Here is a 24,867-nt window from a genome sequence, read left to right as displayed (position 1 = left end):
TTTTTGATACTCATAAATCTACTCCATTATAAGACGGTCACGGGACTTTTTAATCCTCTTCGGGTTCGTAAATGATGATATTGTCCAAGTCAAAAAATTCGGGAGTGGCCCCAGACTGTATCTGGATGACCAATTGGTAGGATCGTATCCCTTTGAGAAAACCACTGTTGACCTCTTGCCACCTTCCTGCCAGGGTTTCCACATCATTGTTATAGGCACTGATCAATTCCAATACATTGTTACCCTCATCAGTGGTAATATTGGCATAGGCATGGATCCCATCCAGTTCTTCCCAACTGGTATCCCCAAAGAAGACTTGAAAGGAAATACCGGAGTTGTTCTGCCCCTCTGGAACCTGAACGGTATCAAAGGTGATTTTGATCGCCCCGTCCGCATCCTCAGAATGAAATCCCTGGGTGCCATCGGGATAGGCCTCAAAGCTTTCCAACAAGGCAGTGACCCCTATCCGTTCCTCCGAAAATCCCAGACTGCTCTCACTGATATTGGTAATGGCGATGTATTCGGAGTCGAACCCGAGTTCATCATCCGTTCCGGTACCTTTCGACACATAATCCACATAAGGTGGGTCAACCCCATTGACAAGATCCAACGTCTCATCATTGGCTCCATTCCTATCATAAACGGCATCATCGGGACCAACCGGTACTTCCTCAAAAGAGGTACCCCTTATTTTCCTGCCAGGGGGTTGGTAAAAACTAAAGAAAAATTCCATTGCGTTATGCTGTCCGGGATACTTCAATCGGTCGGTGGTATCCCCGCCCTGGTTGATGTTATTAAAATCATAATCGGGGGAACGGCCATCAAAGACTCCATCCAGGGTGGTGACCTTGGCCACAAAAGTGATCCTATCCGCAAGACCAATATCATCCTCCGTTAAATTGAACATTTCCAGGATTTCCGCAATGGTGAATTCCAAAGTAGCGGGAAAAGTGGTCGTTTGGAACACATTTTCTACCATAACATCGTCATAGATCACAGTCAAGGTATAGCCGGTTGCATTTTCATTGGGATCGAACAATGTCGCACTAAAGACCTCGGTGTCCAATTTCAAAATATTGAAGCTCAGTCTCGGTTCTTCCGTGAAAGCAATATAGCCCCCTCTGTCGGTGATATCCTGAAATGTATTGAATTCGTTGGCACAGCCAAACATTAACAGCAGCCCGATTAAAAATTTTATATTTCTTCTCATGACGGTCCTTTTATATTATTTGATGAATCCTTCTGGATTAGTGTCCCAGAATACCCGCTCGGAATTCTGTTTCTGTTTGATGGATCTATTGATTTCCACAGCATTGGCGGAATATGGAAAACTTCTAGGGAAACTGGTGTCTCCATTGATGGGTTCCTGAATGTTGGATGGATATCCTGTCCTTCGGTAGGCGTTATAGGCTTCAATGGAATTGCCATAAGCTGCCAAATAGTATTCGGTAATGATGATATCCAACCTTTCCGCATCACTGGCAGCATTGCCATAATTGGCCATGACCTCTGCCACATAGTCATCCACATCGTTGTCCGTGGCCTCAAAATCAGAGCTGACATTGCCAAACCCAAGCACTTTTTCCATGGAATCCCTGATGGCTTCTTCCAACAAAACTGCTGGGTCCCCATTGGTCTCAAGGGTAAGAGCTGCCTCGGCCATCAGAAATTTCACAAAGGATGATGTGAGTAGAGGTAAGATACCCGCTCCCTCCAAATGGCTAGAGGTCGTGGATGCCCTCAGGAACTGGTCCTCATCAAACGTTCCGCCACCCGGATAAATACCATAAACTGCCCTTTTACTGTTATCCCCAAAACCTGTTCGGTTCTCTCCATGGTCCAATCCCCTGTAGTAGTCCCCCACGTAACAATAATCCACATTCGATTCATTTTGGCAAGTTGAATAGGGAGGGATGCTAAACGGATCCTCATCGGCCTGACGGTACAGGTAGTAGCGAAGTCGTGGATCTGCCATGCTTTTGGAGTCCTTGAGCATATGCATAAAGTAATTGCCCATATACTGGCCTATATCACTTACATAGGCCCTTTGAAAATAACGGTGCCTGCTTTCCGGTTCAATCACAGTCGAATAGATATATTGAAAATCTTCCGTTGGGGTATCGATCAAATCTCCTTCCATAAGCTTGTTGATCTCTGTTGCTGCATTGGCAATTCCCAATTTTGAGCTGGCCAACTTCGTCTGCACCAATATTCGCAACTTAAGGGTGTTGGCAAACGCTTTCCATTTGTCCTTGTCGCTATTGTAAAAAAGATCTGTTGAAAAATTGAAATTGGAAGCTTCAATATCCAATACGGCCTGATCAATGTCCGCCAATACACTTCGGTAGATGTCGTCCCCATCATCCAACCTTGGATTGGGATATTCGGATGGGTTGACGGCTTCCGTGTAGGGCATCTTACCCACATAGTCCACCATGGTGATGGTAAGGTAACCCATCAGCAACTTGCTTATGGCGTTGTGAAACAGCAAACTTTCATCTTCCGCAGCCAATGCCTCAATGGTCCTGGAGTTGTTGAGGGCCTCAAAATAGCTCTCCCATTCCGCATCAAGAACATCTACGGACACCACATCCCTGTAGTTATCCGTCATGGCTTCGTAGCGCATCACATCGTCCGTGTTCAGGATCATCAAACCCATAAAGTACTGGAACTGGTACTGGATCTCATTCAACAGGTATTCGGGGTCGGCACTTTCCGGGGTAAGGAAATTGGGGTTTTCCTGCAGGTCAAAATTTGAAATTTCGCAGCCCAAAAAAAGTATGGAGGCCGATACCATTACACCAAAGCGTTTTATTGTTCTTTGCATTTTGATACTTTTTGATTCGTTAAAATGTTACCGATACGCCAAAAGCAAACCTCTTTGTGGAGGGTACCGTGCTGTCCCCTTCCAGGCCATCACTTTCTGGGTCATAGTTCACATACTTTGGAAAATTGGGGGCACGGTACCACAGGTTTCTGCCGGAAAGGGTAAAATCGATCCTCTGGAAAGGAAGCCGTTCGCCCTTTTTAGGGCTGAGGGTATATCCCAGTGCAATTTCTCTCAACCGAAATATGGAGGTGTCCCACATGGCCAGATCGTTGGCATTGTAATAATTGGAAAAACCAACCCTCCCACTGTTGATTTGGATGGTGTTCGGTATCTGGTCGCCGTTGGCATCCAGCAAAATTTCGCCTGTATCATCATCGGCCAAATAACCAGGAATGATGAAGGAGCCCTCCCTGTCCTCGGTCTCCTTGGCCACCCCGCGTTGCAACATATTTGCCACACTACTGGAATAGATTTCCCCGCCATGAGTGTACTCCATTTGTGCCGATATCGAAAACTTCTTGATGCCTATAGTGTTGATGGTCGTCAACCGCCAATCTGGATTAGGGTCTCCGATCACCTTTGTCTCCAAGCCAATATCACTGCTCGTGATCACTTCCCCGACCCGGGTTGCGGATCCATTGCCACTGATCAGCAAGTTGCCATTTTCATCCCGAAGGGCATAGTCCCCTTTGATGACCCCAAAGGGCTGTCCCTCCACTGCAAACCGATCTTCGGTGATATTGATATCTGCCCGAGTGGGTGTGGTCTCCACCACAAGTGACTCATCTGCGGTAAATATATTCCTGAAGTTCCAGCGAAAGTTGTCGCCCCTGAAAATATCGATACCCAAATCCACTTCCACGCCTTCGTTGTCTATTCTCCCCAGATTGATAAACTGGTCATCATAGCCTGTTGAGGGAGACAAAGGGGATTCCACAATCTGGTCCTTGGAGACCCGTATATAGGCCGATGCTTCCAGAGTGACCCTATTATGGAGCAGTTTGGCCTCCATTCCCACCTCCACTTCTTTGTGCAGCTCCGGCCTGAGGTTCAAGTTGGCATATCGGGTGCTATATCTATTGGTGACCGGATATGTTCCATCGGCTGCTGCAAAGCGCAACGGATCTATGATCAAGGTGCTCCTGGTCCTGTACGGAGCTGGATAGCCCGATGAAGTAGCGTATGCATACCTGAATTTCAAATAATTGATCGCGTTTCCTCCAAAGTTGAAGGCCGAAGTGGGAATGAACGAGAAGGACGCTCCGGGGTAAAACAAGGACCGATTGTCCAGTTCCACGGTACTCCCCCAATCGTTCCTGCCTGAAAATGTGGCATACAAATAATTTTTATAGGCAAATTGGAGTTGGGCGAAGGCCCCTGCCAAATTTTCATCCGTGCGGGTATAGCCGGCCTCTGTGGTTGTAAAGTTGCTCGGTCTGAGGAATCCATACACGATCTGGCCGTCCGAATTGGTCGAATTGCTGGTGAAACGCGTCAATTGGGAATTCACACCCAATTGGGCCTCTAGATTGAGATTTTTAAATAGATCCTTGTTATAACCGAGCAAGGCCGTTTGGTTGATGATGACTTCCTTACTGTCCCCAACGTTCAAATAGCCTACTCTATAGCTATCATCACTGTAACCCCCTTTGTTGGAATAATCAAAGCCCATATACGTCTCACTGTCAAAACCAATGCGGTAGGTCAGGTTCAGCCCATCTGCAATCTGATAGTCTGCGGCAACATTGCCAAAGATCCTTACCTTATCATCATAATTGCCCGAGTTATGGAGTATCCAAAGGGGATTGGTATCATTCCTATAATAGACCGATTCCCCTGTCAACGGATTCTGGTAGGGCAGTTCGGTAAGGTCTATCCATCGGGGCAGATGATAGACCACACTGAATATACTCTCGTCATTGACGAGGTTTACCTTTCGGGTGGAGTAGCCGATATTGGCCGACACATTGAGCCTATCCGTGAGTTGGGCCTTTCCCCCGACGCTCAGATTGAAGCGCTTGAGGTCGTTATGGTCTATGATCCCCTGTTCATCGGCATAACCGGCGGATAAATTGAAGCCCACTTTTTCTTTTGACGCAGCAAAGGTGAAGGAATGGGTGGTTCCAATGCCCATTCTGAAAATGTTCCGCACATTGTCCGGTTTGGCCGCTATTTGAATGGTAGCATCTTGAAATTCCGGGAAGATGTCTCCCAAGGCCGCATATGGATGGGCCACTTCCCCCAAAGTGGAGAAGGCAGGACCGAAGTTTGAAACGATTGTGGGATCAAACTGAACCCCTTCCAATCCATTGGAATACGTATTCTGGAATTCCGGGAGTTGGGATACTGTATTGGTGTAAACCGTTGTGGAGTAGGACGCAGTTGTGCGTACCTCCCCTGTTTTGGCCGACCCGCTCTTGGTTTGGATCAGGATGACCCCGTTCCGCCCCTCGCTTCCATAGAGTACCGATGCATTGAAACCTTTCAAAATACTGATACTTTCAATGTCATTGGGGTCAATATCACGCAACAATCCGTTGAAGGGCACATTGTTCACCACAATCAATGGGGAGTTTGTTCCTGTCAAAGAGACATTTCCCCGTATCCTGATTTCGGAGGAGGAACCCGTTTGTCCATCGGCCGGAGTAATGCTCACACCTGCCACCTTTCCTTGCAGGGCCCTGGCCATGTCGGCTTCAGGCCTTTTTTCGACTTCATCGGGTCGCACGTTGGCAATGGCATACCCCAACGCTTTTTTCGACTTTTTTATCCCCTGTGCGGTGACCACCACTTCTTGAAGTGCTTCGGCATTTTCTTCCAATATGACGTTTACAACAGTCTGTGCCCCCACTTGTATTTCCTTGATGAGATACCCCACATAGCTGAACTGGAGCACATCCTGTCCATCCTGTAGTGTTATGGTATAGTTGCCATCAAAGTCTGTAGTAGTGCCCACTGTGGTTCCTTTCAGGACTACACTGGCCCCCGGGAGTGGTCCATTGGCATCTGTGACAGTACCGCTTATCTGCTTCTGCGCGTGTACCATTCCTCCCAAAAACAGTAGGATGCATAAACATATCATCTGGGTTTTGGCCATAATCAAGTTAGTTTAAATTAGTATTTGAGCGTAAGATTTTCATCATTTCCTGTGCAGAGACCCTGCCTATGGTCCTTATCCGATCTCTTGGGGTGTTATCCCCTATTTCGTAGGTGATCCCAACAGCCCCATGTCGTTTTAAAAACCACCCTTTTGAAACTGGTTTTGTACTGTTTCCCGAAGATTCATTGACTTTATAATCCGGTATGTTTTCCCCCAAAGCGGAGAACCAATCCTTTTCAAAATGCGGAAGTGCGCTACCTTCTTGGGAGGTGTTGGTATAAAAAACATCTTTATAAGTAGAATGGAAATCCAGCCCCAAAAGCAGTCTTGCCCCATCATTTTTCAATTGCTCTTCTATAAATTCCACGGTTTGACGGATTTCAGGCTGACGGTACTTGGACCAATCCCTGTTGGTATCCACACCGCCTGCATTGTGTCGCCAATGACCAAGGTCTACCCCATCGGGGTTCAACATGGGAAAAGCCAGTATTCTATGGGTATCCAAGAATGCTTTGGACAATTCTGAATCGTCCAGTACGGTTTCCAAAAAGGCCTTGAATGCGAAAAATCCGGTGACTTCCGGGGGGTGTTGGCGCGTTAGAAGCACAATGATGGGTTTGTTCGCCTTCCCGCCGTGATAAATGTCCAAAACAGGAAGTTCCCTACCCATTTTGGAGGTTCCGTAAATGTATGCCCTCACATATCCCTTATCCGAAGACAAATCATGGTACCACTCCTTTACCTGTTCCGAGGTTTGCAGCTCTTGGGCAGCAATGAGAGTTGGCTCTTTATCCAATAAAAGTTCGAGCGTGACCAAGGAATCCATTATAAAAGTCTTTGAAGGGTCCAAGGCTTCCCATTCTTCAGTCGGTTTCTTCACTTTTGGAACGTATCGGTGTGCATGTCCCTTCGGATATTCCAGGGAGACATATACTTTTTTGGGTGTATTGGATGCTATTTTAAAAGCGTAGTAAGGGCTACTGTTGATGGGTTCGTTCTCTGGCCGGATGATGGCCTTGATGGTACTGTCATTCAATTTTTCGATCCCGTTCAGCCGGGCACCGTCAAACGTATTGTCCACAACAAGACCGAGGTCTTCCTGAAAATAAACTTGCCTTTCCTGAAATGTGATCTGCTTGTCGGAGGTGTCGACCGGGGTTTCAAAATCAACTGTCCGCACACTTGAACAACTGATCAGAAATCCTGCACTAAAAAAGAAAATTGGCAAAGTTCTCATGATAGGATTTGGGACTTTCATTGTGAACTTTCTGTTAAAAACCAGAAAATTAAAGGATAAACTTCTACCTTCCACCTACCAATTCTTATCGGATAGGGCATACCAATTATGCATTTCAATATTAAAGGCATTTTAATACGAAATGGCTTAAGCTTGAATGTCAACCTCCAACCTCAAATTTATATCAGTCTATACGACGCGCTCAAGAAAGCCATCCTCACGAGGTCCTTGGAACCGGGTTCCAAGCTTCCTCCCTCTCGGATTTTGGCAAAGGATCTTGCCATTTCCCGAAGCACGGTCCTGAAGGCCATCGACCTACTGCTCGTGGAACGCTACATTGACTCGGTCAAGGGATCTGGTTACTATGTACTGTCTCCCAAGGACAAAAAGTTGAGGCTCAATTTTACACTGGCAGACAAAAAAGGGAACTATCCACAGCTTTCCGATAAGGGAAAAGCCTTCTCACAGCATATGGATTGGTCCGGGGAAAGCGCTGACAAAGGTGTCGCCTTTAGGCCCGGCCTTCCTCCTTTGGACATCTTTCCTGTACAGTTATGGAAAAGGTTGATCAGTGATTATTGGAGGTGTGTCACCCCATCCGAGCTTTCCTATTCCAATACCATTGGCCTGCAATGCCTACGGGAGAACCTGGCCAAGTATTTGAGGGTCTATCGGGACATCGATTGTGATCCCGACCAGATCATCGTTACCTCTGGGTCGCTGCACTCCCTGTACCTTGTGTCCAATGTATTGTTGGAAACCCATGACGAAGTGGTGGTGGAAAACCCGACCTATCCCATGGCCCATGCTCTTTTTAAAAGTCTGGGGGCCAACATATGTGCCACCGATGTGGACGACCAAGGCCTTTGCATCAAAAATATATCCTGCCAATCACCAAAGTTTGTCTACACCACTCCTTCCAGCCAATATCCCACAGGCATAAAGATGAGCATGGAACGGCGAAAGGACCTTCTGAAATGGGCTTCGGAAAAAGAGACTTTCATTGTGGAGGATGACTATAACCACGAGTTCAGCAATTGGGAAAGACCGATTGGTTCCCTATTCGGGATGGACCAGCAGGAGCGGGTGATCTACCTTGGCACTTTCAACAAACTGATACACCCTTCCATGCGGCTTGGGTACATGATAGTTCCCCACTATCTGTTCGACGCCGTGGTCGCACTTTACCAGCAGTCGAGCCGATTTGTTTCCATACAGAACCAAAAGGCGATGAGCACCTTTATTGAAAAAGACCACCTGAACAAACATTTAAGGAATGTGATAGACGTCTCCAACGAAAGAAAGGAGGTATTTGTGAACCATTTCAAAAAAGTTTTGGGGCGTTACTTTTATCTGGACACCTCAAATCCGGGACTCCACCTCATAGCCCATATCACCAAGGAAGGTCTGAGCGATGTGCAATTGGAAAAAATCCTTTTGGACCACAACATCCTAGTGCATGCCCTCAGCAAATATTATGTGCACCGCAATGGGGAAAACGGATTGGTGATGGGCTTTTGCTGCGTCAATCCAAAACAGATCAGGGAAAGTATCAACAAAATGGAACGGATCATATCCAATTATCTAGGCTGATACCCCCTACCTATTCAGGGAATCCAATACAAAAAGAGCCTGTTCCAATTCCGATTGAAGGCGCTTCTTTTCTTGGAAATATTGCTCTTGGAGCAGTTCCATCTTTCGTTCAAACTCGTCCACGGGAACATATTCGGGCTCCAAGAAGGCTTCCTTGAAAATACTGATCACCGTGAAGAGGAAACTCATGGCTATGGCAGAGAAAAGCACCATGAGCAAGGTTTTCTCCTTTTTCAAGCCTGGCGACTTGAACAGTTTCCTTTGCTGGTTGGAAGGCTTTCGGGTGCTGGACAACTGATCTAGGAACACATCCCACTTTTCCTCCTCCTTCACATACATGTCCATGAACCCGCCATCTTCCAAAAAATCCTCGGTGGATGTAGTGGAGGCCAGCATAAAGATGTCCATGCCGTTGCCACTCATCACATCCAAAAGGTTGGGGTCATATTCCAGTATTTCCCCCACCAACCTTTCCACATACTGCAAGCTGTAGTTTGGTCGGAGAAACTCATCGTAAAGGGTCTGTATCTCGAAATAATCGCTACGATCCAAGGCATATTCCAAAAAACGGTCCTTCAGTTCTGCCTTAAAAAATTCGCTCATTTCTCTGGAAGGGAGATTAGTGGTTCTTACTTTTTGGTTGTTGGTAAATTTACAACATACAAGCGCTTCTCGTTTTTGATTTTTGTGAAGAATCCATGTTTTTTTACATTTCATCTCCTGTCATCAAAAGGGTTCGCTTGCAACCATCATGTGACAAAAAAGGGTAAGTTCAAAAAGGATTTGGGGAGGGCTCGAAAGGACTACACGATCTCTGCACTCAACCCTGCTTCCAATAGCTTCGAACACTTGGGCTTCAGATAGGAATATTCCCCGGTCTTTACGGTACATTTTCCGTTGTAATGCACGATCAGGGAGCATTGCTCGGCTTGTTCTGGCGTATGCTCGCACACATTGATCAAGGTCTCAATGACATGGTCAAATGTGTTGACATTGTCATTGAAAAGTACAATCTCGTTCTGGTTTACCGTCTCTTCCTCTAGAAGGACATCCTCAAGCTGTTTTTCCCTTGTGCCCATGTTCTGTGGAGTTTATGCCTTTCTAATTTACATATTTTGCTGAAATCCAGTTGTCCTTCTCCAGTTTTTTTTCAAATTCCAAACCATGTGCCCTACATTTTGAAGAAATGGCATCCAAATCCTCCAAATAGAAGCCACTCAGAAAAAGGTTCCCCCCTTTCTGGAGACATTGCGCATAGATCGGGATGTCTTCCAACAGAATGTTCCTGTTGATGTTGGCCAGGATGACATCGTATTTCCTTCCGTCCAACAGGGCACTGTCACCTTGAAAAACGGCAATATCTGCACAATCGTTCCTTTCCACGTTCTCCTTGCTGTTCAAAAAGCACCATTCATCAATATCGATGGCATCCACGGGGCCTGCGCCGCGTTTCTTGGCAAGAATGGCCAACACCCCGGTACCACAGCCCATGTCCAAAACGGATTTTCCTTCAAAATCGGCGTCCAGAATATGTTGCAACATCATGTAGGTGGTCTGATGGTGCCCAGTGCCAAAACTCATTTTGGGCTCGATAACGATATCGTACTCCACTGCCTCGGGCTCATGGAAAGGGGCCCGGACCATACACCTCTCCCCCACTTTGATGGGATGGAAATTCTTTTCCCATTCGGCGTTCCAGTTTTTCTGTTCAATTTCCGTGCTGGTCCATGAAATCTCGAAATCGGGGTGCTGCAATATGAAAAAATCGTCCAAAAGGCCTTCTTTCCATTCCGATTTGAGGATATAGGCCAACAGTCCAGTCTCGTTTTCCACAAAACTTTCAAAACCCACTTCACCCAACTCGGCAATCAGGATATCGGTTGCCGGTTGAGTTGGGTTTACCTTAAAATCGTATTCAATATAGATCAATGCCATGTAGAAATATTAGATGGCCTCGATGATGGCCACAAAGTCCGATGCCACCAAAGATGCTCCCCCGATCAGTCCACCGTCCACATCGGGCTTGGAGAAAATCTCGGCGGCGTTCCCCGGTTTCACACTGCCTCCATACAGGATGGAGACCTCATCTGCCACGGCCGAACCAAAGGCATCTGAAATGGTCTTCCTGATGAAGGCGTGCATTTCCTGAGCCTGTTCCGGACTTGCCGTTTCCCCTGTTCCTATGGCCCAAACGGGTTCGTAGGCCAGCACAATGTTCCTCCATGCACTGGCATCCAAATTGAACAGGGCATTTTTCAATTGGCTCTCCACCAAGGCAAAATGCTTGTCCGCTTTTCTGTCCTCCAATTCTTCACCAAAGCAGAAAATGACCTTCAATCCTTTGTCCACGGCTGTCTTCACTTTTTTGGCCAAAAGCGCATCATCCTCACCAAAATAGGCACGTCTTTCCGAATGGCCCAGAATGACGATATCCACATCGATGCCCAGGAGCATGTCTGCAGAAATTTCACCAGTGTACGCACCGCTTTCCGCAAAATGCATGTTCTGCGCAGCCACTTTTATGGTAGATGATTGAAGTGCAGCATTTGCCGCCGCTAGGTTCACAAATGTAGGGGCCACGATCACTTCGGCTTTGGTATCCGGCAATTTGGCCGAAAGCTCGGTAAGCAAAGCTTCAGTCTCTTTGAGGTTATTGTTCATTTTCCAGTTGCCTGCCACAATTTTTGTTCTCATGTGTTGTGTTATTATGTTCAATGTTTATGGTTTCAAGTTCTTGGTGCTTGATGTTCGTTATTTCCCTGATACGAATTGCCCCTTGATTTCAATAAATCCTAAAACTCAAGTTCATCAATATCGTTATAGTGTACCTTTTGTTGGATAGTTCCTCTCTTGAGCACCAATAGGGCCGGGTTGGAACGCACAATGGTCTTCAAGGTCGTTTCATCGGTAAAGTAAAAATCGAATTCCAGACCGTACTGGCTCTTTATCCTGTTCGCCAAATCTGCACTGGAGGCCGACATCCCAATCACCCTATATCCACTTTCCTTGGCCTTTTTTGTCACTTTTGCCACTTCCGCAAAAGCATTATAGTTGCTCTTGGCCAAGTCGTATGCAACCACCATGACCAGTTTTTCCTCATTCAAAAGTTCGGCCGCAAAGTCCTCCCCATCCTTTTCAATGGTGAAGTCGTGCACGGGCGGTTCATAGCCTTTTTGGATCATGGTCGTTTCCACATCGACAAATTCCCCGTCTATAGAGGGGTAATCCCCATTGGTCACCACGATCTTATCCTCTCCTCCTACCTTGAAACGCCATGCGTATTCATAAATGGGCTCCGGGGCCCCTTCGGGAACTGTCATTCCTTCTTCAATGTTCGCCCCTATCTTGTAGGGCCGAAAGTCCACGGAAGGCAAGTGGTTGAGCACATGGTTGGCAAAGAGGATGCAGGCCACTAGGGCCACTCCACCCACGATCCAATTGGTCTTGGTATTGAAAAGTGGTGTGATGTATTTTCTTCCGAAGAACAATACCAAGATCAACATCAACAGGATCACATCTTTGGTGAAGGATTCCCAGGGGGTCAACTTTATGGCGTCCCCGAAGCAACCACAATCGGTCACTTTATTGAAATATGCGGAATAGAACGTGAGGAAGGTGAAGAACACGATCATCAACAAAAGGCTCCAAACGGTAAACTTGGGTTTAAAACCGATCAGCAACAACACGCCCAAGATCACTTCCACGATGACCACAAAAATGGAAATGCCCAATGCCATCGGCATCAGGAAAGGCAAATTCAATACGCCGGTGCTAAAATATTCCTCCAATTTGAACGAAAATCCCATAGGATCGTTCAGTTTGATCAAACCACTGATAATAAAAAGCACCCCAACGATGACCCTTGAAACCCAAACTAAATATTTCATACTTTAAATTAAAAATTCCAAATCCCAAATTTCCAAGTTCTTAACACTTGACCTTATTTAGAATTGATGATAAGATCTTTCTCAATTCGAAAGATTCTTTTATTAAATCCTCTACCTGTTCATTTTTGGGATTCATCTCCTTTAACAATCGTAGCCAATATCCAGGTTCTTTTGCTTCTTTTCTGGCAATTCTCAGTCTAAATTGAAAATCTTTTTCTCCCAACTTCTCATTTGCCTCAATATAATTGGCTCCTACAGAACCCGATGAGCGTATCAGTTGCTTTCCATCTTCCAGATTACCTATGGAAGCATTTAACGATTTCACATACTTTCTTCACTCCTTCGCAAATCTAAATGTCCTTTCTTCCAAATCGTAATTCTTATCGGAGAGCATAAAATATTTCTTATTTGGATTTTGGATTTTGGATTTTGGATTTTATCTCTTCACCAAGATGAATCAATGCAAACACGGCGTAGTTGACCATATCCTGATAGTTGGCATCCACTCCCTCGCTCACCAAAGTGCTGCCTTTATTGTTCTCTATTTGCTTCACACGCAGCACTTTCTGCAGAATCAGATCTGTCAATGAACTCACGCGCATGTCCCGCCAAGCCTCACCGTAGTCGTGGTTTTTGTCCTCCATCAGTTTTTTGGTGATGGCCACTTGCCCATCGTATAGTGCAATGGCCTCTTCAGCCGTCAAATCGGGCTGCTCCACAATGCCTTTTTTTAGTTGTATCAGCGCCATAAGGGAATAATTGATGATCCCGATAAATTCTGACCGTTCATCCTCATCCACCTTCCGCACCGCGTTCTGCTGAAGGCTTCGGATGCGCTGTGCCTTTATAAAGATCTGATCGGTAAGGGATGGGAGCCGCAAAATCCGCCACGCGGTGCCATAATCTTGGGCCTTTTTCAGGAACAATTCTCTACAGGTATGTATCACTGCATCGTATTGTTGGGATGTCTGCTGCATGTATTGTTGCTAATTTGCGTAAATTTCGTCCAATTCCGTGTGTGCAAAGGTGCACTTTGCCAAAGATAATGAAACCCAACAAAGCAGGTATTTTTTATGACCATAAACTGTAAAGGCGAGCTGATAGATTTGACCGTCCCCAAAGTGATGGGCATCCTCAACCTTACTCCTGATTCCTTTTTTGATGGGGGGAAGTACAAAGACGAGACTTCAATTCTGAAGCGGGTCGAAAATATGTTGAACGATGGCGCCCATTTTATCGACATCGGGGCCTACAGTTCCAGACCGGGTGCCGACCACGTTCCGGAGGATGAGGAACTGAAACGGATCATCCCCATTCTGGACCTGATCCTGGAACATTTCCCCAAAACGTTGATTTCCATTGACACGTTCAGGAGCAAGGTCGTGTCGGAAAGTATCCAGCACGGTGCCGCCATGATCAATGACATCGCAGCGGGGAACCTAGACCCAGAAATGCTTGCAACGGTGGCCAAACATCAGGTGCCCTACATCATGATGCACATGAAGGGCACACCACAGTCCATGCAAAAGGAGGCCACCTACGATGACCTCATCAATGACCTTCGGTTGTATTTCTCCGAAAAGGTGCAACAGGCCACCTCGATGAAAATCAACGACATCATCATGGATCCCGGCTTTGGTTTCGCCAAGACAGCGGGACAGAACTACACCCTTCTGAACCACCTGGACCTGTTCCAGACCTTTGGTCTGCCCATACTGATCGGCCTGAGCCGAAAATCCATGATCTACAAGGTTTTGGGAAGCACACCCCAAGAGGCACTTAACGGCACCACGGCCCTGCATACCATTACCTTATTAAAAGGCACCAATATTATTAGGGCTCACGATGTAAAAGAAGCGGTGGAATGTATTAAACTTGTGGAGGCATTAAAAGCGAACGCACTCTGATTTATGGTTCTTCTATTTTTGCTAATTTTACAAAAACACTGCGGTTGGATTTTCTAAATTTTCTCGATTTCAAGATTACGGATATTATCGACATCGTCCTTGTGGCCGCATTGCTCTATTACATCTACAAGCTGGTCAAGGGCACCGTGGCCATCAATATTTTTATCGGTATTGTGATTGTTTGGGCCTTGTGGAAACTTACCGAATTGCTCCAGATGCGGATGATCAGCAGCATGGTGGGCGGTTTTATGAACATTGGATTGATCGCACTCATCATTGTGTTCCAGCAAGAGATCCGCAAGTTTTTGCTCATGGTCGGTTCCACCAACTTTGCGACCAAACGGAATTTTCTCAGATATTTCAAGTTCCTCAAGCAGGAAACGATATCCACCAACACCAATGTGGAGGCCATTATTGGGGCCTGTGAACGTATGGGCAGTACCAAAACGGGCGCCCTGATCGTCATTGAACGGAACAACTCTCTTGACTTTGTCAAATCCTCGGGAGATGCCATGAACATAATGATCACCCAGCCCATTTTGGAGAGCATTTTCTTCAAAAACAGTCCTTTGCACGATGGGGCCATTGTGGTACAGGACAATTTTATAACGGCCACAAGGGTGATCCTTCCCGTTTCCAATGACCGGAACATTCCGCTCCGCTTTGGACTGAGACACCGGGCCGCTGTGGGGATCACGGAGAAGACGGATGCCGTCTGTTTGGTGGTCAGTGAGGAAACGGGATCTATCTCCTATATCAAAAATGGTGAATTTGTTCCCTTCAAAGGGGCGGAAGAGCTCATCAGACTCATCAAAAAGGATCTGGACTAAGCATGAAATGTAAAAATTGTGACGACAACCTGAGGACCGACTACCTCTACTGTCCGAATTGTGGTGGAAAAGTGATCCGCAACAGGATCACCATCAAAAACCTTTGGGTGGATATCATGGACAGGTATTTCAACCTGGACAATACCTTCATCAAAACCTTTGTGCATCTTTTCACCAAGCCTGAAAACGTCATCGAAGGCTACCTACAGGGCCAACGGAGGAAATACCTGAACCCGATCAGTTATTTGGGGATTGCTATTACCCTTTCTGGATTTATAGTTTTTTTGATGACCAAATCAGGAGCGGTGATGGATTTTGATTTTCTCAACACAGGTGCAAAAAGTTCATCCCAACAGAAAATCATGGATTTCACAATGGATTATCAAGCTCTTATCTTCATTTTGTACATCCCGATGATGTCTGTGGCCAGTTGGCTATGTTTTGAGCAGAAAAAATATAACTTTTCGGAACGGACCGTCATTTTCTTGTACACCCTTGCCCATTTTAGCCTTTTCATCTTTATTCCCTCGCTGATTGTACTTCTGTTCATACCATCAAATTATCCAGGCTTTTCCTTTTTGGGCATCCTAAGTATGTTTGTTTACTCTGCATACGTCATCAAAAGGATTTCATTGGAAAAGGGAATTGCACTTATTGCCAGGTTGTTCCTGTTCTTTGTGATTCTTTTAGCTCTTTACATAGTATTTTTCACGATAATCCCTCTGATCATGTTTGCTACAGGATATCTTGATATTGAAGACTTTAGACAAATCCCTAGCTGATCAAGCCACCTCCTCTGCCAAGAATTGTGCAGTGTACAGGTCGTTGTAATACCCTCCATTTTTAAGGAGTTCTTGGTGGGTTCCGACTTCGATGATCTCACCGCCATCCATCACAATGATCTTGTCCGCTTTTTTGATGGTGGCCAAACGGTGCGCAATGATGATGGAGGTCCTTCCCTCTGTAATCTTGTCCGTGGCCTGTTGGATCAATTGTTCGGAATAGGTGTCCACAGAAGATGTGGCCTCATCCAAGATCAAGATACTCGGATTGCTCACATAGGCCCTCAGGAAGGCAATCAATTGTCGCTGTCCACTGGAAAGCATGGTTCCGCGTTCCTTCACGTTGTACTGGTATCCGCCGGGAAGGCTCGATATAAACTCGTGCACACCTATTTGCTTGGCAGCGGCCTCAATATTGTCAGTGGTTACGTTGCTGTCGCGAAGCGAGATATTGTTGGCAATAGTGTCCGCAAAAAGGAAAACATCCTGCAGTACAATGGCTATATGGGACCTGAGGGACCGCAGCGTATAGTCCCTTACATTGACGCCATCGACCAATATTTCCCCAGAATCGATCTCATAAAAACGGTTGAGCAGGTTGATGATAGTGGATTTTCCTGCTCCCGTGGCACCAACAATGGCAACCGTCTCGCCGGCCTTCACCTGGAATGAAATCCCATGGAGCACTTCTTCATCCTTGACATAGCTGAACCGGACATCCTTGAACTCAATATCTCCCATCACAAGTTCCCTTTCCTGTGTACCCTCGTCCGCGATGTGGCTGTTGGTATCCAAAACGTTGAACACCCTGTTCGCGGCCACCATACCCATTTGAAGGGTGTTGAACTTATCCGCAATCTGACGCAAGGGACGGAAAAGAAGGTCCATCAAGAAAAAGAAGGCTATAATGGTCCCCTTATTGTCCAAGCCAACATTCTGGATGTTCTGGATCAGTCCAAAATAGACTACCATACCGATGCCGATGGAGTTCGCAATTTCCGCTATGGGGAAAAATATGGAGTTGTACCAAACCGTCTTCAACCAAGCATTTTGGTGTTTTTCGTTGATCACCCTGAATTTTTCCTTCTCGATTTCCTCTCGGTTGAACAATTGGACAATCTTCATTCCCGCGATGCGTTCCTGCACAAAGGAATTGAGGTTCGCCACCTGCGCACGTACTTCCACAAAGGCCACTTTCATGGCTTGCTGGAACAGTCGTGTGGCGATAAGGATGATCGGCATAATGGCAAACACGATCAATGCCAATTTCCAATTGATGACCACCATGATGATGGCCGCTGACAACATTTTCAAGGCATCGGCCACGATCATGAAAAATCCTTGGCTGAAAATCTCACCGATACGTTGCATATCCGCAACGGCCCTGGTGACCAAAACCCCAATGGACGAATTGTCAAAGAAGGTCATCTTAAAACTGGTCATCTTTTCAAAAAGATCGATACGGATGTCCCGGATGACCGACTCCCCCAAGAGGTTCGCATAATAGTTGAACAACAATTGGGTGGTGACCTGTCCGAGCAAAAAGACCAACATCAACACCACATTGTAGAGCAATTGCCCTGCATCCTTGTTTTCCAGGGACTGGTTGATGATATTTTTTACCAGCAATGGTGTTACAATGGCAAATGCAGCGGAAAGAATGGCCACGATGGCCACCAACCAAAAGATGCCCCTATAGGGCCTGGTTCGTGAAAAAACACGCTTGAACAGTCGAAAATCAAACGCTTTTCCTACATCATCCTTTTTGCTCATCAAATAGTTCTTTTGGATATAAAACCTTGGTCAAATATAAACCTTTTGCAGGGACGGAGACACCTGCCTCCCCCCTATCCTTGCTTGCCAATATGGCATCGATGTCCCTTGGGGCCGTTTTTCCCATACCCACATCCAATAGGGTGCCTACAATGGCCCGCACCATATTCCTCAAAAATCGGTCGGCCGTGATGGTAAAGACCCACTTGTCCTCCCGTACCTCCCAAACCGCATGGCGAACATCGCAATGGAACGTTTTCACATCGGTATTGGATTTGGAAAAGCATTCAAAATCCGTATGCTCCAACAATTTCAATGCCGCTTGGTTCATGGCTTCCGTATCCAAAGGATATGTAACCACATGGGCATGGTCAAAGTAGAAGGGGTTCTTTTCCCGCACCAACCAATATTCATATGAGCGTTCCACGGCATCAAACCGGGCATGGGCCCCGGGCACCATCCGGAAGAGCCTCTGAACCGCAATGTCATCCGGAAGGAAAGCATTCAAACGGTACACCAACTGCGCCGTATCTTCGATTGGATCAAAATCAAAGTGGGCAAACATTTCCTTGGCGTGCACTCCGGTATCAGTCCTTCCCGCCCCTACGACCTCCACTTGTTGTCGTAGAAGTGTGGACAGGGCTTTTTCCAATACCTCTTGCACGGTGATGGCATTGGGTTGGTTCTGCCATCCGTGGTATGCTTTCCCGAAATAGGAAAATTGGATAAAATATCTCAATGGAATCCCTTACTTTTAAGTCGTTAAAGATAGTCCAAACCTTTCCAACACAAATCCCGCCTTCTTTTTTTAGCATATTTTTAGCGTTATGATCAAGATTTTATTGCTTTCCGACACCCATGGCCACATGGACAAGTCCATCTTAAAATATGCTGCCCAGGCCGATGAAATCTGGCATGCCGGGGACATTGGCAACCTTGAGGTGATGGATGCCTTGATGGCCGTAAAGCCGTTACGCGCCGTACATGGGAACATCGATGACCACATCATCCAAAAGGAATATCCAGAGAACAACAGGTTCATGTGCGAAGGGGTGGATGTTTGGATCACCCACATTGGCGGTTATCCCGGTAGCTACAATGTCAGGATAAGGGATGAAATCAGGCGGAATCCACCAAAACTCTTTATTTGTGGGCATTCCCACATCCTGAAGGTGATGTACGACAAAAAACTGGGTCTGCTGCACATGAACCCGGGCGCCTGTGGCAAACATGGGTTCCATCAGGTACGCACCATGCTTAGGTTTGTGATCGATGGGGATAAAATTTCGGATTTGGAAGTCATTGAATTGGGAAAAAGATAGGAAATGAGAACATATATACTTGCATTGATCTTGATTTTAACCTCTTGCAAGGAGAAACCCGCAGGAAAGTTGGACCAAAATTCACCCCTCGAAGCACAAAGTGTTGTTACCCTTCACATTTTGGGGACCGTACAAGATGGAGGGAGTCCGCATATTGGCTGCAACAAATCTTGCTGCGCAGACTTGTTCAACAATCCTGACAGTGACCGCAAGGTGGTATCCTTGGGCCTTGTGGACCATGAAAGCAACAAGAGTTATCTGTTTGAGGCCACACCGGACATCACCTCCCAAATGAAGCTTTTAAAAGAGTTCTCTGGCAGCATCGATGAAACGCCTTCCGGTATTTTTATGACCCATGCACATATTGGACATTATTCCGGTCTCATGTATTTGGGAAGGGAAGCCTTGGGAGCCAAAGGAGTTCCCGTATATGCCATGCCCAAAATGCAGGCCTTTTTAGAAAACAACGGACCTTGGGACCAGTTGGTTGCCTTGGACAATATCGAAATCCGCCCATTAGAAAACGAAAGGCCAATTGCACTTTCCAAAAATATAGTGGTAACGCCGTTTATAGTACCGCATCGGGATGAATACTCCGAAACGGTCGGATTCAAAATTGCGGGACCCAATAAATCCGTTCTTTTTATCCCTGATATTGATAAGTGGTCCCGATGGGAAAAGGATATTGTTACCGAAATCAAAAATGTGGACCTTGCTTTTTTAGATGCCACCTTTTTTGATGGGGATGAGATCAACACCCGCAATATAAGTGAAATTCCGCACCCTTTTGTTGTGGAAAGCATAAGCCTATTCCAGTCCTTGCCCGATGATGAAAGATCAAAAATCCATTTTATTCATTTCAACCATACCAATCCTCTTTTGATCAATAATAGTGGCCAACGACAGATAGTATTGGACAAAGGCTTCAACATTGCCACATTCAATCAAGGATTTGCACTTTAGACCATGAATTCAATATGCATCAAAAACAAAAATCCCGACCAAGAGGCCGGGATTCTTTCGCACTAATACTACTAAGATGTTAGGTTCAACGTAAGCGATCAACAGATTTTACAAGATCTTCATCCTTTTTGATAGCCCTGTTGGCCAGGACCAGAAAAACGATAGAAAATACAGGAATCAGCATCCCAATACCCTTCTCAGAAACAACAGCTTCTCCGGATAAGCTTAGCGATCGATAAACGAAAAATCCTAGTAAAAAAAGGTTCAATATGATGTTCAATCTGTTCACCACAAATTGATTTTGTCTTTTTTTGTACAGCAAAATGGCAATAACGGCCAAAACTGCCGAAGCATAAAAGGCCACACTGACCAAAACTTCATTTTGGGCATATACCGCTTTACCGCCCACTTCGACCCAAAGGTTCAGAAAAAAGGGAAGCACGCCTGTAATCAGGGCCACTATCACCAAATAAAACGTCTGAATCCGTTGAATCATTGCACAAATCGATTTCAAAACGCAAAAATAACTGTCTTTTTGACAAATGGGCCTTTATTCTTGAAAAATAATTTGTATTATTGTGTCGTTATTAGCGAAGTACTTACCTAGGAAATCTTTCCACCAGTAGCACCCAAATAACTTTTACTTCAATATATTCAGATTAGACACGTTTAACTTATTCTTTACTTAATGTTCGAGATTTCAGATCTAAAAGCTAAAAAGCTTCCTGAACTGCAAGAAATTGCAAAGGATCTTAATGTTCCTAAATTCAAAACCCTAAAAAAACTGGACCTTGTATATCAGATACTTGATGTCCAAGCATCCAACCCTAAAGCAGTGGCAGAGAACACTGCCCCCCCCCAAGAAAGGCCTGCCCCTAAGCCAAAACGTGAAAGGACCCCCAGACCGAAAATGGCCGAGCCAAAAGAAACTAAGGTAGAAACAGCTGAAAAAGCTCCTGAAACCGAAGCCAAGGATAAAAAGGACGACTCCAAGGTACAACCGCAAAAAAAGGAGAACAAACAGAACAATGCCCCAAAAACCCAGGGGAATGCCAAAAGGGCAAACCAACACCAGCAGCAACACCAAAAGAACACCCACCACGAAAAGCACGACAAAAAGAACAGCAATTTTGACAAGGATCTCAAGAACAGGTACAAAGAGCCTGAATTTGAATTCGATAGCATCATTGAGAGTGAAGGTGTTCTGGATATCATGCAGGACGGATATGGATTCTTGAGGTCTTCCGATTACAACTATCTTTCATCTCCTGACGATATCTATGTTTCCCAATCACAGATCCGATTGTTCGGACTGAAATCCGGGGATACTGTTTTGGGGAACATCAGGCCTCCAAAAGAAGGTGAAAAATATTTCCCTTTGATCAAGGTGAACAAAATCAATGGCCTCGACCCCCAAGTGGTGAGGGACAGGGTTTCCTTTGAACACTTGACCCCATTGTTCCCTAAGGAAAAATTTAAATTGGCTGAAAAGCAGAGTACCATTTCCACTAGGATCATGGACCTGTTCTCCCCCATCGGAAAAGGACAAAGGGGCATGATCGTGTCCCAGCCCAAAACAGGTAAGACCATGTTGCTGAAGGACATAGCCAATGCCATTGCGGCCAACCATCCGGAAGTTTACCAGATCATCCTTTTGATCGATGAAAGGCCGGAAGAGGTTACCGATATGCAGCGTAATGTTCGCGGCGAAGTGGTCGCCTCCACTTTTGACAAGGAAGCTTCCGAACATGTAAAAGTAGCGAACATCGTATTGGACAAAGCCAAGCGATTGGTGGAATGCGGCCATGACGTGGTGATCCTTTTGGATTCCATCACCCGTTTGGCACGCGCCTACAACACCGTACAGCCCGCATCAGGGAAAGTATTGAGTGGTGGTGTGGATGCCAATGCATTGCACAAACCCAAACGTTTCTTCGGAGCTGCCAGGAACATTGAAAACGGTGGATCACTGTCCATCATCGCAACAGCCCTGACCGAGACCGGATCTAAGATGGACGAGGTTATCTTTGAGGAATTCAAGGGTACCGGTAACATGGAACTTCAATTGGATCGTAGGATCTCCAACCGAAGGATTTTCCCTGCCATCGACCTTATTTCTTCCTCAACCCGAAGGGACGACCTGCTGTTGGACGAGAACACCATCCAACGTATGTGGATCATGCGCAAGTATCTTGCGGACATGAACCCTGTGGAGGCGATGGAGTTTATGGAGCAGCGCATCAAGCAGACCCGGAACAATGAGGAATTTTTACTCACAATGAACGAATAGAATTACATAAATGATTCAATTTCAATAAAATAAAAACCCTTCAAAGTTTCTTGGAGGGTTTTTTATTGACTCAATTTGAAGAAAAGGCATATCTTTAAATTGGTTTCCTCAAAACTGAACTTTAAACACTTATTCAATGAAAAACAACAGAAAAAACACTATTGCTTTTTTGGGTTCCATCCTGCTCTTGGCCAGCTCTTGCCAACAAGGACCAAAGAAAGACGACACGACCGATCCCAGAACCCCCGGAGAACCTCAAGAAGAGGTGGTATCCGCTCCAAGTGGAATCATTACGCTGGCAGAATCCAAATCCCTGTATGACAATTACACCAAAAACCGGGTGGACATGATCCAACTGTTTGAAATGGAACGAAAACCGGACGAAAAATTTGTACCGGCCCGGTTCAGTGATTTTGATTATGCCACCATCAAACAGTACATCGCATTTATTGAACAGGAGGCCAAAGAAGCCAAGGTGGACATCTCCACGCTTCGGATCTATTTTGCGAACTATCCGGACAAAGATCGTTTTCCCGATGGTGACAAGGTGGTCCATCCTAGACAAAACTCCATCTTCATTGTACCCACCATGAGAGTGGACAGCATGGATTACGGCTTCTATATTGGCGCCGATGGAAAGGCCAAATTGATCAAAAACGCCGTTGGGGAAACTGGCATCGGGTACAAATCCAACCAAGTGGAAAGATCTGAGGCCGGTTTTGTTCCCAGCCTCTCATCAACATCCATTGACCAGAGCCTGAACTTGAACCACGGCAGCTCAGGACCTCCCCCATATCCAGATGATTTTGATTAAACCACTATGCTCAACGAGCTTTTCCAACATTTGATAGCACATTTCTATATCCCCCTCTATCTCCTTACGTGGATAATTGCGGTGTATAGGTACAGAAGGTATTTCGACACTCCGTTGAAATACCTTCCCATGGTTATCATCTATACCTTTTTTACAGAGCTGTTGGGTTATTTCATCAAGTATTCGAACGAGTTTCAATTTTTTTCGGATGACCGTTTCGCATGGCACAACGTAATCATCTACAACATCTACCAACTGGTGTTCTTTCTTTTCTTCTTTGAAGTGTATCGGAAGACCACCAAAAAACCGTTGGTAAAAAAGTGGATTTTCTACGGGAGTGTTTCATGTGTGCTCATCTATCTCATAAATACTTTTTTTTGCAATCCGCTACACGACCAATTGACCTATGCCCATATCGTTGTTTCCCTAATACTGATTGCAGTTCTTGTGCTCTATTTTAAGGAGAAGCGCACAGAAGAGAACCAGCAACCGCTGAGGTACAACTTATTGTTCTGGGTAAGTATGGGGCTATTTGCTTTCTACACCCTTTTCCCCGTCATTTTGACCATGTACAAGCTCAATTTGGGGATTACGGTCAATGTCTACCTCAGACCAATCTTATTGGGATCCATTGTGCTACAATATAGCTGTTTCATCATTGGTCTGTTGATTGGAAAACGGAAAGCTTTCAGATAAGGCACAACCAAGGAAGAACATGTACGCCCCCAAACACCGGGGGCATTTTTTATTGTTTACATTTATATCTCAACAAAAAGGGAACAGAACAACCGATGATAGAGGAGCTCTATAAATTCATTACAAACCAATTTTATATCCCCCTTTACTTTCTTGTTTGGCTGGTGGCGGTTTTTCGATACAGATCCTATTTTGACACACCCCTAAAATACTTCCCCATTTATTTGATGTACACTTTCCTGACTGAGCTGTTGGGCTACTTCATCAGGTATCATGACGATTTTCAGTTTTTCTCCGATGAGCGATACAAATGGCACAATGTGATCATCTACAACATCTATTCGGTCCTCGCATTTTTGTTTTTTTATTACATCTATTGGAGGGTACTGAAGGTGGATAAGCACAAAAAATGGGTGAGATATGGTGCTGGCATCAGTATGTTGGCCTATGCGATCAGCCTTTTCTTTCAAGACCCGTTGCACATGAACCTTTACTTTGCAGATCTGATGGCATCCATGGTACTTTTGGCCAGCATAGCCCTGTATTTCAAAGAGAAAATGGATGAGGGGCCTCATTTGCATTCCTTAAAGTATAACCTCATGTTCTGGATCAGTTTGGCACTGGTCGGTTTCCACTCCGTTTCCCCCTTCCTGTTTTTGGTAGCCTATGAAGCACCAACAATATGGGTAGATTACCAACTGCGCCAAGTATTGAAAGTGCTGATCCTGTTCATGTACGCGAACTTCATGCTGGGCTTCATCATCTCACAGCGCAAAGCGTTCCGATAAAGGTCAAAAAAAAGCGCTCCTGTTTTGGAACGCTTTTTAATATATGTTGATTTGA

General features: G+C 45.6%; 24 protein-coding genes. 10 read left to right on the top strand and 14 right to left on the bottom strand.

The genetic code is table 11. The features are described from left to right. Nucleotides 1-49: 49 nt before the first annotated feature. Genes FOT42_RS10705 through FOT42_RS10690 form a run of 4 tightly spaced genes read right to left on the bottom strand, consistent with a single transcriptional unit; the run spans nt 50 to nt 7,167 of the window. Nucleotides 50-1,210, bottom strand: a complete 1,161-nt coding sequence (locus FOT42_RS10705) for a hypothetical protein (RefSeq protein ID WP_151890565.1) — start codon at nt 1,208-1,210, stop codon at nt 50-52. Nucleotides 1,211-1,225: 15 nt separating this feature from the next. After that, nucleotides 1,226-2,827, bottom strand: coding sequence for a SusD/RagB family nutrient-binding outer membrane lipoprotein (locus FOT42_RS10700; protein WP_151890564.1), 1,602 nt, complete (start codon nt 2,825-2,827; stop codon nt 1,226-1,228). Between the two features lie 19 nt (nt 2,828-2,846). Then, nucleotides 2,847-5,912, bottom strand: coding sequence for a SusC/RagA family TonB-linked outer membrane protein (locus FOT42_RS10695; RefSeq protein WP_192938373.1), 3,066 nt, complete (start codon nt 5,910-5,912; stop codon nt 2,847-2,849). A 22-nt stretch (nt 5,913-5,934) separates the two neighbouring features. Further along, nucleotides 5,935-7,167: a M14 family metallopeptidase gene (locus tag FOT42_RS10690; RefSeq protein WP_151890562.1), complete on the bottom strand. Its 1,233-nt coding sequence runs from the start codon at nt 7,165-7,167 to the stop codon at nt 5,935-5,937. A gap of 153 nt (nt 7,168-7,320) precedes the next feature. Between FOT42_RS10690 and pdxR the strand changes: the two genes are divergently transcribed. Beyond that, on the top strand, nt 7,321-8,760 hold the full coding sequence (gene pdxR, locus FOT42_RS10685; RefSeq protein WP_192938372.1) for a MocR-like pyridoxine biosynthesis transcription factor PdxR: 1,440 nt from the start codon (nt 7,321-7,323) through the stop codon (nt 8,758-8,760). A gap of 6 nt (nt 8,761-8,766) precedes the next feature. Here the strand turns inward: pdxR and FOT42_RS10680 are convergent, their stop codons facing one another. The 7 genes from FOT42_RS10680 to FOT42_RS10650 form a co-directional block, all read right to left on the bottom strand. Further along, complete coding sequence (locus FOT42_RS10680) at nt 8,767-9,363, bottom strand: hypothetical protein (protein ID WP_151890560.1); 597 nt, start codon at nt 9,361-9,363, stop codon at nt 8,767-8,769. Between the two features lie 200 nt (nt 9,364-9,563). Further along, on the bottom strand, nt 9,564-9,839 hold the full coding sequence (locus FOT42_RS10675) for an ATP-dependent Clp protease adaptor ClpS (RefSeq protein WP_151890559.1): 276 nt from the start codon (nt 9,837-9,839) through the stop codon (nt 9,564-9,566). Nucleotides 9,840-9,861: 22 nt separating this feature from the next. Further along, the gene (gene prmA, locus FOT42_RS10670; protein WP_151890558.1) at nt 9,862-10,695 is read right to left on the bottom strand and encodes a 50S ribosomal protein L11 methyltransferase; all 834 of its coding nucleotides are present in this window, start codon (nt 10,693-10,695) and stop codon (nt 9,862-9,864) included. Between the two features lie 9 nt (nt 10,696-10,704). After that, on the bottom strand, nt 10,705-11,454 hold the full coding sequence (gene tpiA, locus FOT42_RS10665; RefSeq protein WP_151890557.1) for a triose-phosphate isomerase: 750 nt from the start codon (nt 11,452-11,454) through the stop codon (nt 10,705-10,707). Between the two features lie 98 nt (nt 11,455-11,552). Further along, a complete protein-coding gene (locus tag FOT42_RS10660; protein ID WP_151890556.1) occupies nt 11,553-12,647 on the bottom strand; it encodes a BT_3928 family protein in 1,095 nt (364 codons plus the stop codon). A gap of 40 nt (nt 12,648-12,687) precedes the next feature. Continuing rightward, nucleotides 12,688-12,972, bottom strand: coding sequence for a four helix bundle protein (locus FOT42_RS10655; RefSeq protein ID WP_226789862.1), 285 nt, complete (start codon nt 12,970-12,972; stop codon nt 12,688-12,690). A 79-nt stretch (nt 12,973-13,051) separates the two neighbouring features. Beyond that, a complete protein-coding gene (locus FOT42_RS10650) occupies nt 13,052-13,624 on the bottom strand; it encodes a DUF1599 domain-containing protein (RefSeq protein WP_151890555.1) in 573 nt (190 codons plus the stop codon). A 96-nt stretch (nt 13,625-13,720) separates the two neighbouring features. Here FOT42_RS10650 and folP point away from each other — a divergent pair, with 96 nt between their 5' ends. The 3 genes from folP to FOT42_RS10635 are packed head-to-tail and all read left to right on the top strand — an operon-like array spanning nt 13,721 to nt 16,166. Beyond that, nucleotides 13,721-14,554: a dihydropteroate synthase gene (gene folP, locus FOT42_RS10645; RefSeq protein ID WP_151890554.1), complete on the top strand. Its 834-nt coding sequence runs from the start codon at nt 13,721-13,723 to the stop codon at nt 14,552-14,554. Nucleotides 14,555-14,598: 44 nt separating this feature from the next. Next, nucleotides 14,599-15,384 (top strand): diadenylate cyclase CdaA, encoded by a 786-nt coding sequence (cdaA, locus tag FOT42_RS10640; RefSeq protein ID WP_151890553.1) that lies wholly within the window; start codon nt 14,599-14,601, stop codon nt 15,382-15,384. A gap of 2 nt (nt 15,385-15,386) precedes the next feature. Further along, on the top strand, nt 15,387-16,166 hold the full coding sequence (locus tag FOT42_RS10635) for a DUF3667 domain-containing protein (protein WP_151890552.1): 780 nt from the start codon (nt 15,387-15,389) through the stop codon (nt 16,164-16,166). Here FOT42_RS10635 and FOT42_RS10630 read toward each other — a convergent pair whose 3' ends face one another. Both FOT42_RS10630 and truA read right to left on the bottom strand, forming a co-directional pair. Continuing rightward, complete coding sequence (locus tag FOT42_RS10630; protein WP_151890551.1) at nt 16,167-17,939, bottom strand: ABC transporter ATP-binding protein; 1,773 nt, start codon at nt 17,937-17,939, stop codon at nt 16,167-16,169. Continuing rightward, the gene (gene truA, locus FOT42_RS10625) at nt 17,923-18,678 is read right to left on the bottom strand and encodes a tRNA pseudouridine(38-40) synthase TruA (RefSeq protein WP_151890550.1); all 756 of its coding nucleotides are present in this window, start codon (nt 18,676-18,678) and stop codon (nt 17,923-17,925) included. The genes FOT42_RS10630 and truA overlap by 17 nt, the downstream gene beginning before the upstream one ends. Nucleotides 18,679-18,766: 88 nt before the next feature. On the opposite strand from truA, the gene FOT42_RS10620 reads away from it, so the two are divergent. Together FOT42_RS10620 and FOT42_RS10615 are read left to right on the top strand one after the other, a co-directional pair. After that, nucleotides 18,767-19,261 carry a metallophosphoesterase family protein gene (locus tag FOT42_RS10620; RefSeq protein WP_151890549.1) on the top strand — a complete coding sequence of 165 codons (495 nt, stop codon included), beginning with the start codon at nt 18,767-18,769 and terminating at the stop codon, nt 19,259-19,261. A gap of 3 nt (nt 19,262-19,264) precedes the next feature. Next, nucleotides 19,265-20,224, top strand: coding sequence for an MBL fold metallo-hydrolase (locus FOT42_RS10615; RefSeq protein ID WP_151890548.1), 960 nt, complete (start codon nt 19,265-19,267; stop codon nt 20,222-20,224). Nucleotides 20,225-20,309: 85 nt separating this feature from the next. On the opposite strand, the gene FOT42_RS10610 is transcribed toward FOT42_RS10615, so the two are convergent. Further along, nucleotides 20,310-20,720 (bottom strand): DUF4293 domain-containing protein, encoded by a 411-nt coding sequence (locus FOT42_RS10610; protein ID WP_151890547.1) that lies wholly within the window; start codon nt 20,718-20,720, stop codon nt 20,310-20,312. Between the two features lie 192 nt (nt 20,721-20,912). Between FOT42_RS10610 and rho the strand changes: the two genes are divergently transcribed. The 4 genes from rho to FOT42_RS10590 all read left to right on the top strand — a co-directional run bounded on the left by rho (nt 20,913) and on the right by FOT42_RS10590 (nt 24,812). Next, nucleotides 20,913-22,514: a transcription termination factor Rho gene (gene rho, locus FOT42_RS10605; RefSeq protein WP_151890546.1), complete on the top strand. Its 1,602-nt coding sequence runs from the start codon at nt 20,913-20,915 to the stop codon at nt 22,512-22,514. Between the two features lie 136 nt (nt 22,515-22,650). Next, entirely contained in the window at nt 22,651-23,328 is a 678-nt protein-coding gene (locus FOT42_RS10600; RefSeq protein WP_151890545.1) for a hypothetical protein, read from the top strand. A 6-nt stretch (nt 23,329-23,334) separates the two neighbouring features. Further along, nucleotides 23,335-24,024, top strand: coding sequence for a hypothetical protein (locus tag FOT42_RS10595; RefSeq protein WP_151890544.1), 690 nt, complete (start codon nt 23,335-23,337; stop codon nt 24,022-24,024). A 224-nt stretch (nt 24,025-24,248) separates the two neighbouring features. Further along, the gene (locus FOT42_RS10590; RefSeq protein WP_151890543.1) at nt 24,249-24,812 is read left to right on the top strand and encodes a hypothetical protein; all 564 of its coding nucleotides are present in this window, start codon (nt 24,249-24,251) and stop codon (nt 24,810-24,812) included. Nucleotides 24,813-24,867 lie beyond the last annotated feature (55 nt).

It is taken from the genome of Flagellimonas hadalis, from assembly GCF_007785775.2.
GTDB classification, from domain to species: domain Bacteria; phylum Bacteroidota; class Bacteroidia; order Flavobacteriales; family Flavobacteriaceae; genus Flagellimonas; species Flagellimonas hadalis.
Note: the sequence above shows the minus strand (reverse complement) of the source record. Positions and strands in the feature narration are given on the sequence as shown.

What these genes read in the sequence shown, in the direction of transcription:
- FOT42_RS10705 (WP_151890565.1), bottom strand. Translation starts at nt 1,210, where the DNA reads ATGAGAAGAAATATAAAATTTTTAATCGGGCTGCTGTTAATGTTTGGC.
- FOT42_RS10700 (WP_151890564.1), bottom strand. Translation starts at nt 2,827, where the DNA reads ATGCAAAGAACAATAAAACGCTTTGGTGTAATGGTATCGGCCTCCATA.
- FOT42_RS10695 (WP_192938373.1), bottom strand. Translation starts at nt 5,912, where the DNA reads ATGATATGTTTATGCATCCTACTGTTTTTGGGAGGAATGGTACACGCG.
- FOT42_RS10690 (WP_151890562.1), bottom strand. Translation starts at nt 7,167, where the DNA reads ATGAGAACTTTGCCAATTTTCTTTTTTAGTGCAGGATTTCTGATCAGT.
- FOT42_RS10680 (WP_151890560.1), bottom strand. Translation starts at nt 9,363, where the DNA reads ATGAGCGAATTTTTTAAGGCAGAACTGAAGGACCGTTTTTTGGAATAT.
- FOT42_RS10675 (WP_151890559.1), bottom strand. Translation starts at nt 9,839, where the DNA reads ATGGGCACAAGGGAAAAACAGCTTGAGGATGTCCTTCTAGAGGAAGAG.
- prmA (WP_151890558.1), bottom strand. Translation starts at nt 10,695, where the DNA reads ATGGCATTGATCTATATTGAATACGATTTTAAGGTAAACCCAACTCAA.
- tpiA (WP_151890557.1), bottom strand. Translation starts at nt 11,454, where the DNA reads ATGAGAACAAAAATTGTGGCAGGCAACTGGAAAATGAACAATAACCTC.
- FOT42_RS10660 (WP_151890556.1), bottom strand. Translation starts at nt 12,647, where the DNA reads ATGAAATATTTAGTTTGGGTTTCAAGGGTCATCGTTGGGGTGCTTTTT.
- FOT42_RS10650 (WP_151890555.1), bottom strand. Translation starts at nt 13,624, where the DNA reads ATGCAGCAGACATCCCAACAATACGATGCAGTGATACATACCTGTAGA.
- folP (WP_151890554.1), top strand. Translation starts at nt 13,721, where the DNA reads ATGACCATAAACTGTAAAGGCGAGCTGATAGATTTGACCGTCCCCAAA.
- FOT42_RS10635 (WP_151890552.1), top strand. Translation starts at nt 15,387, where the DNA reads ATGAAATGTAAAAATTGTGACGACAACCTGAGGACCGACTACCTCTAC.
- FOT42_RS10630 (WP_151890551.1), bottom strand. Translation starts at nt 17,939, where the DNA reads ATGAGCAAAAAGGATGATGTAGGAAAAGCGTTTGATTTTCGACTGTTC.
- FOT42_RS10620 (WP_151890549.1), top strand. Translation starts at nt 18,767, where the DNA reads ATGATCAAGATTTTATTGCTTTCCGACACCCATGGCCACATGGACAAG.
- FOT42_RS10615 (WP_151890548.1), top strand. Translation starts at nt 19,265, where the DNA reads ATGAGAACATATATACTTGCATTGATCTTGATTTTAACCTCTTGCAAG.
- FOT42_RS10610 (WP_151890547.1), bottom strand. Translation starts at nt 20,720, where the DNA reads ATGATTCAACGGATTCAGACGTTTTATTTGGTGATAGTGGCCCTGATT.
- rho (WP_151890546.1), top strand. Translation starts at nt 20,913, where the DNA reads ATGTTCGAGATTTCAGATCTAAAAGCTAAAAAGCTTCCTGAACTGCAA.
- FOT42_RS10600 (WP_151890545.1), top strand. Translation starts at nt 22,651, where the DNA reads ATGAAAAACAACAGAAAAAACACTATTGCTTTTTTGGGTTCCATCCTG.
- FOT42_RS10595 (WP_151890544.1), top strand. Translation starts at nt 23,335, where the DNA reads ATGCTCAACGAGCTTTTCCAACATTTGATAGCACATTTCTATATCCCC.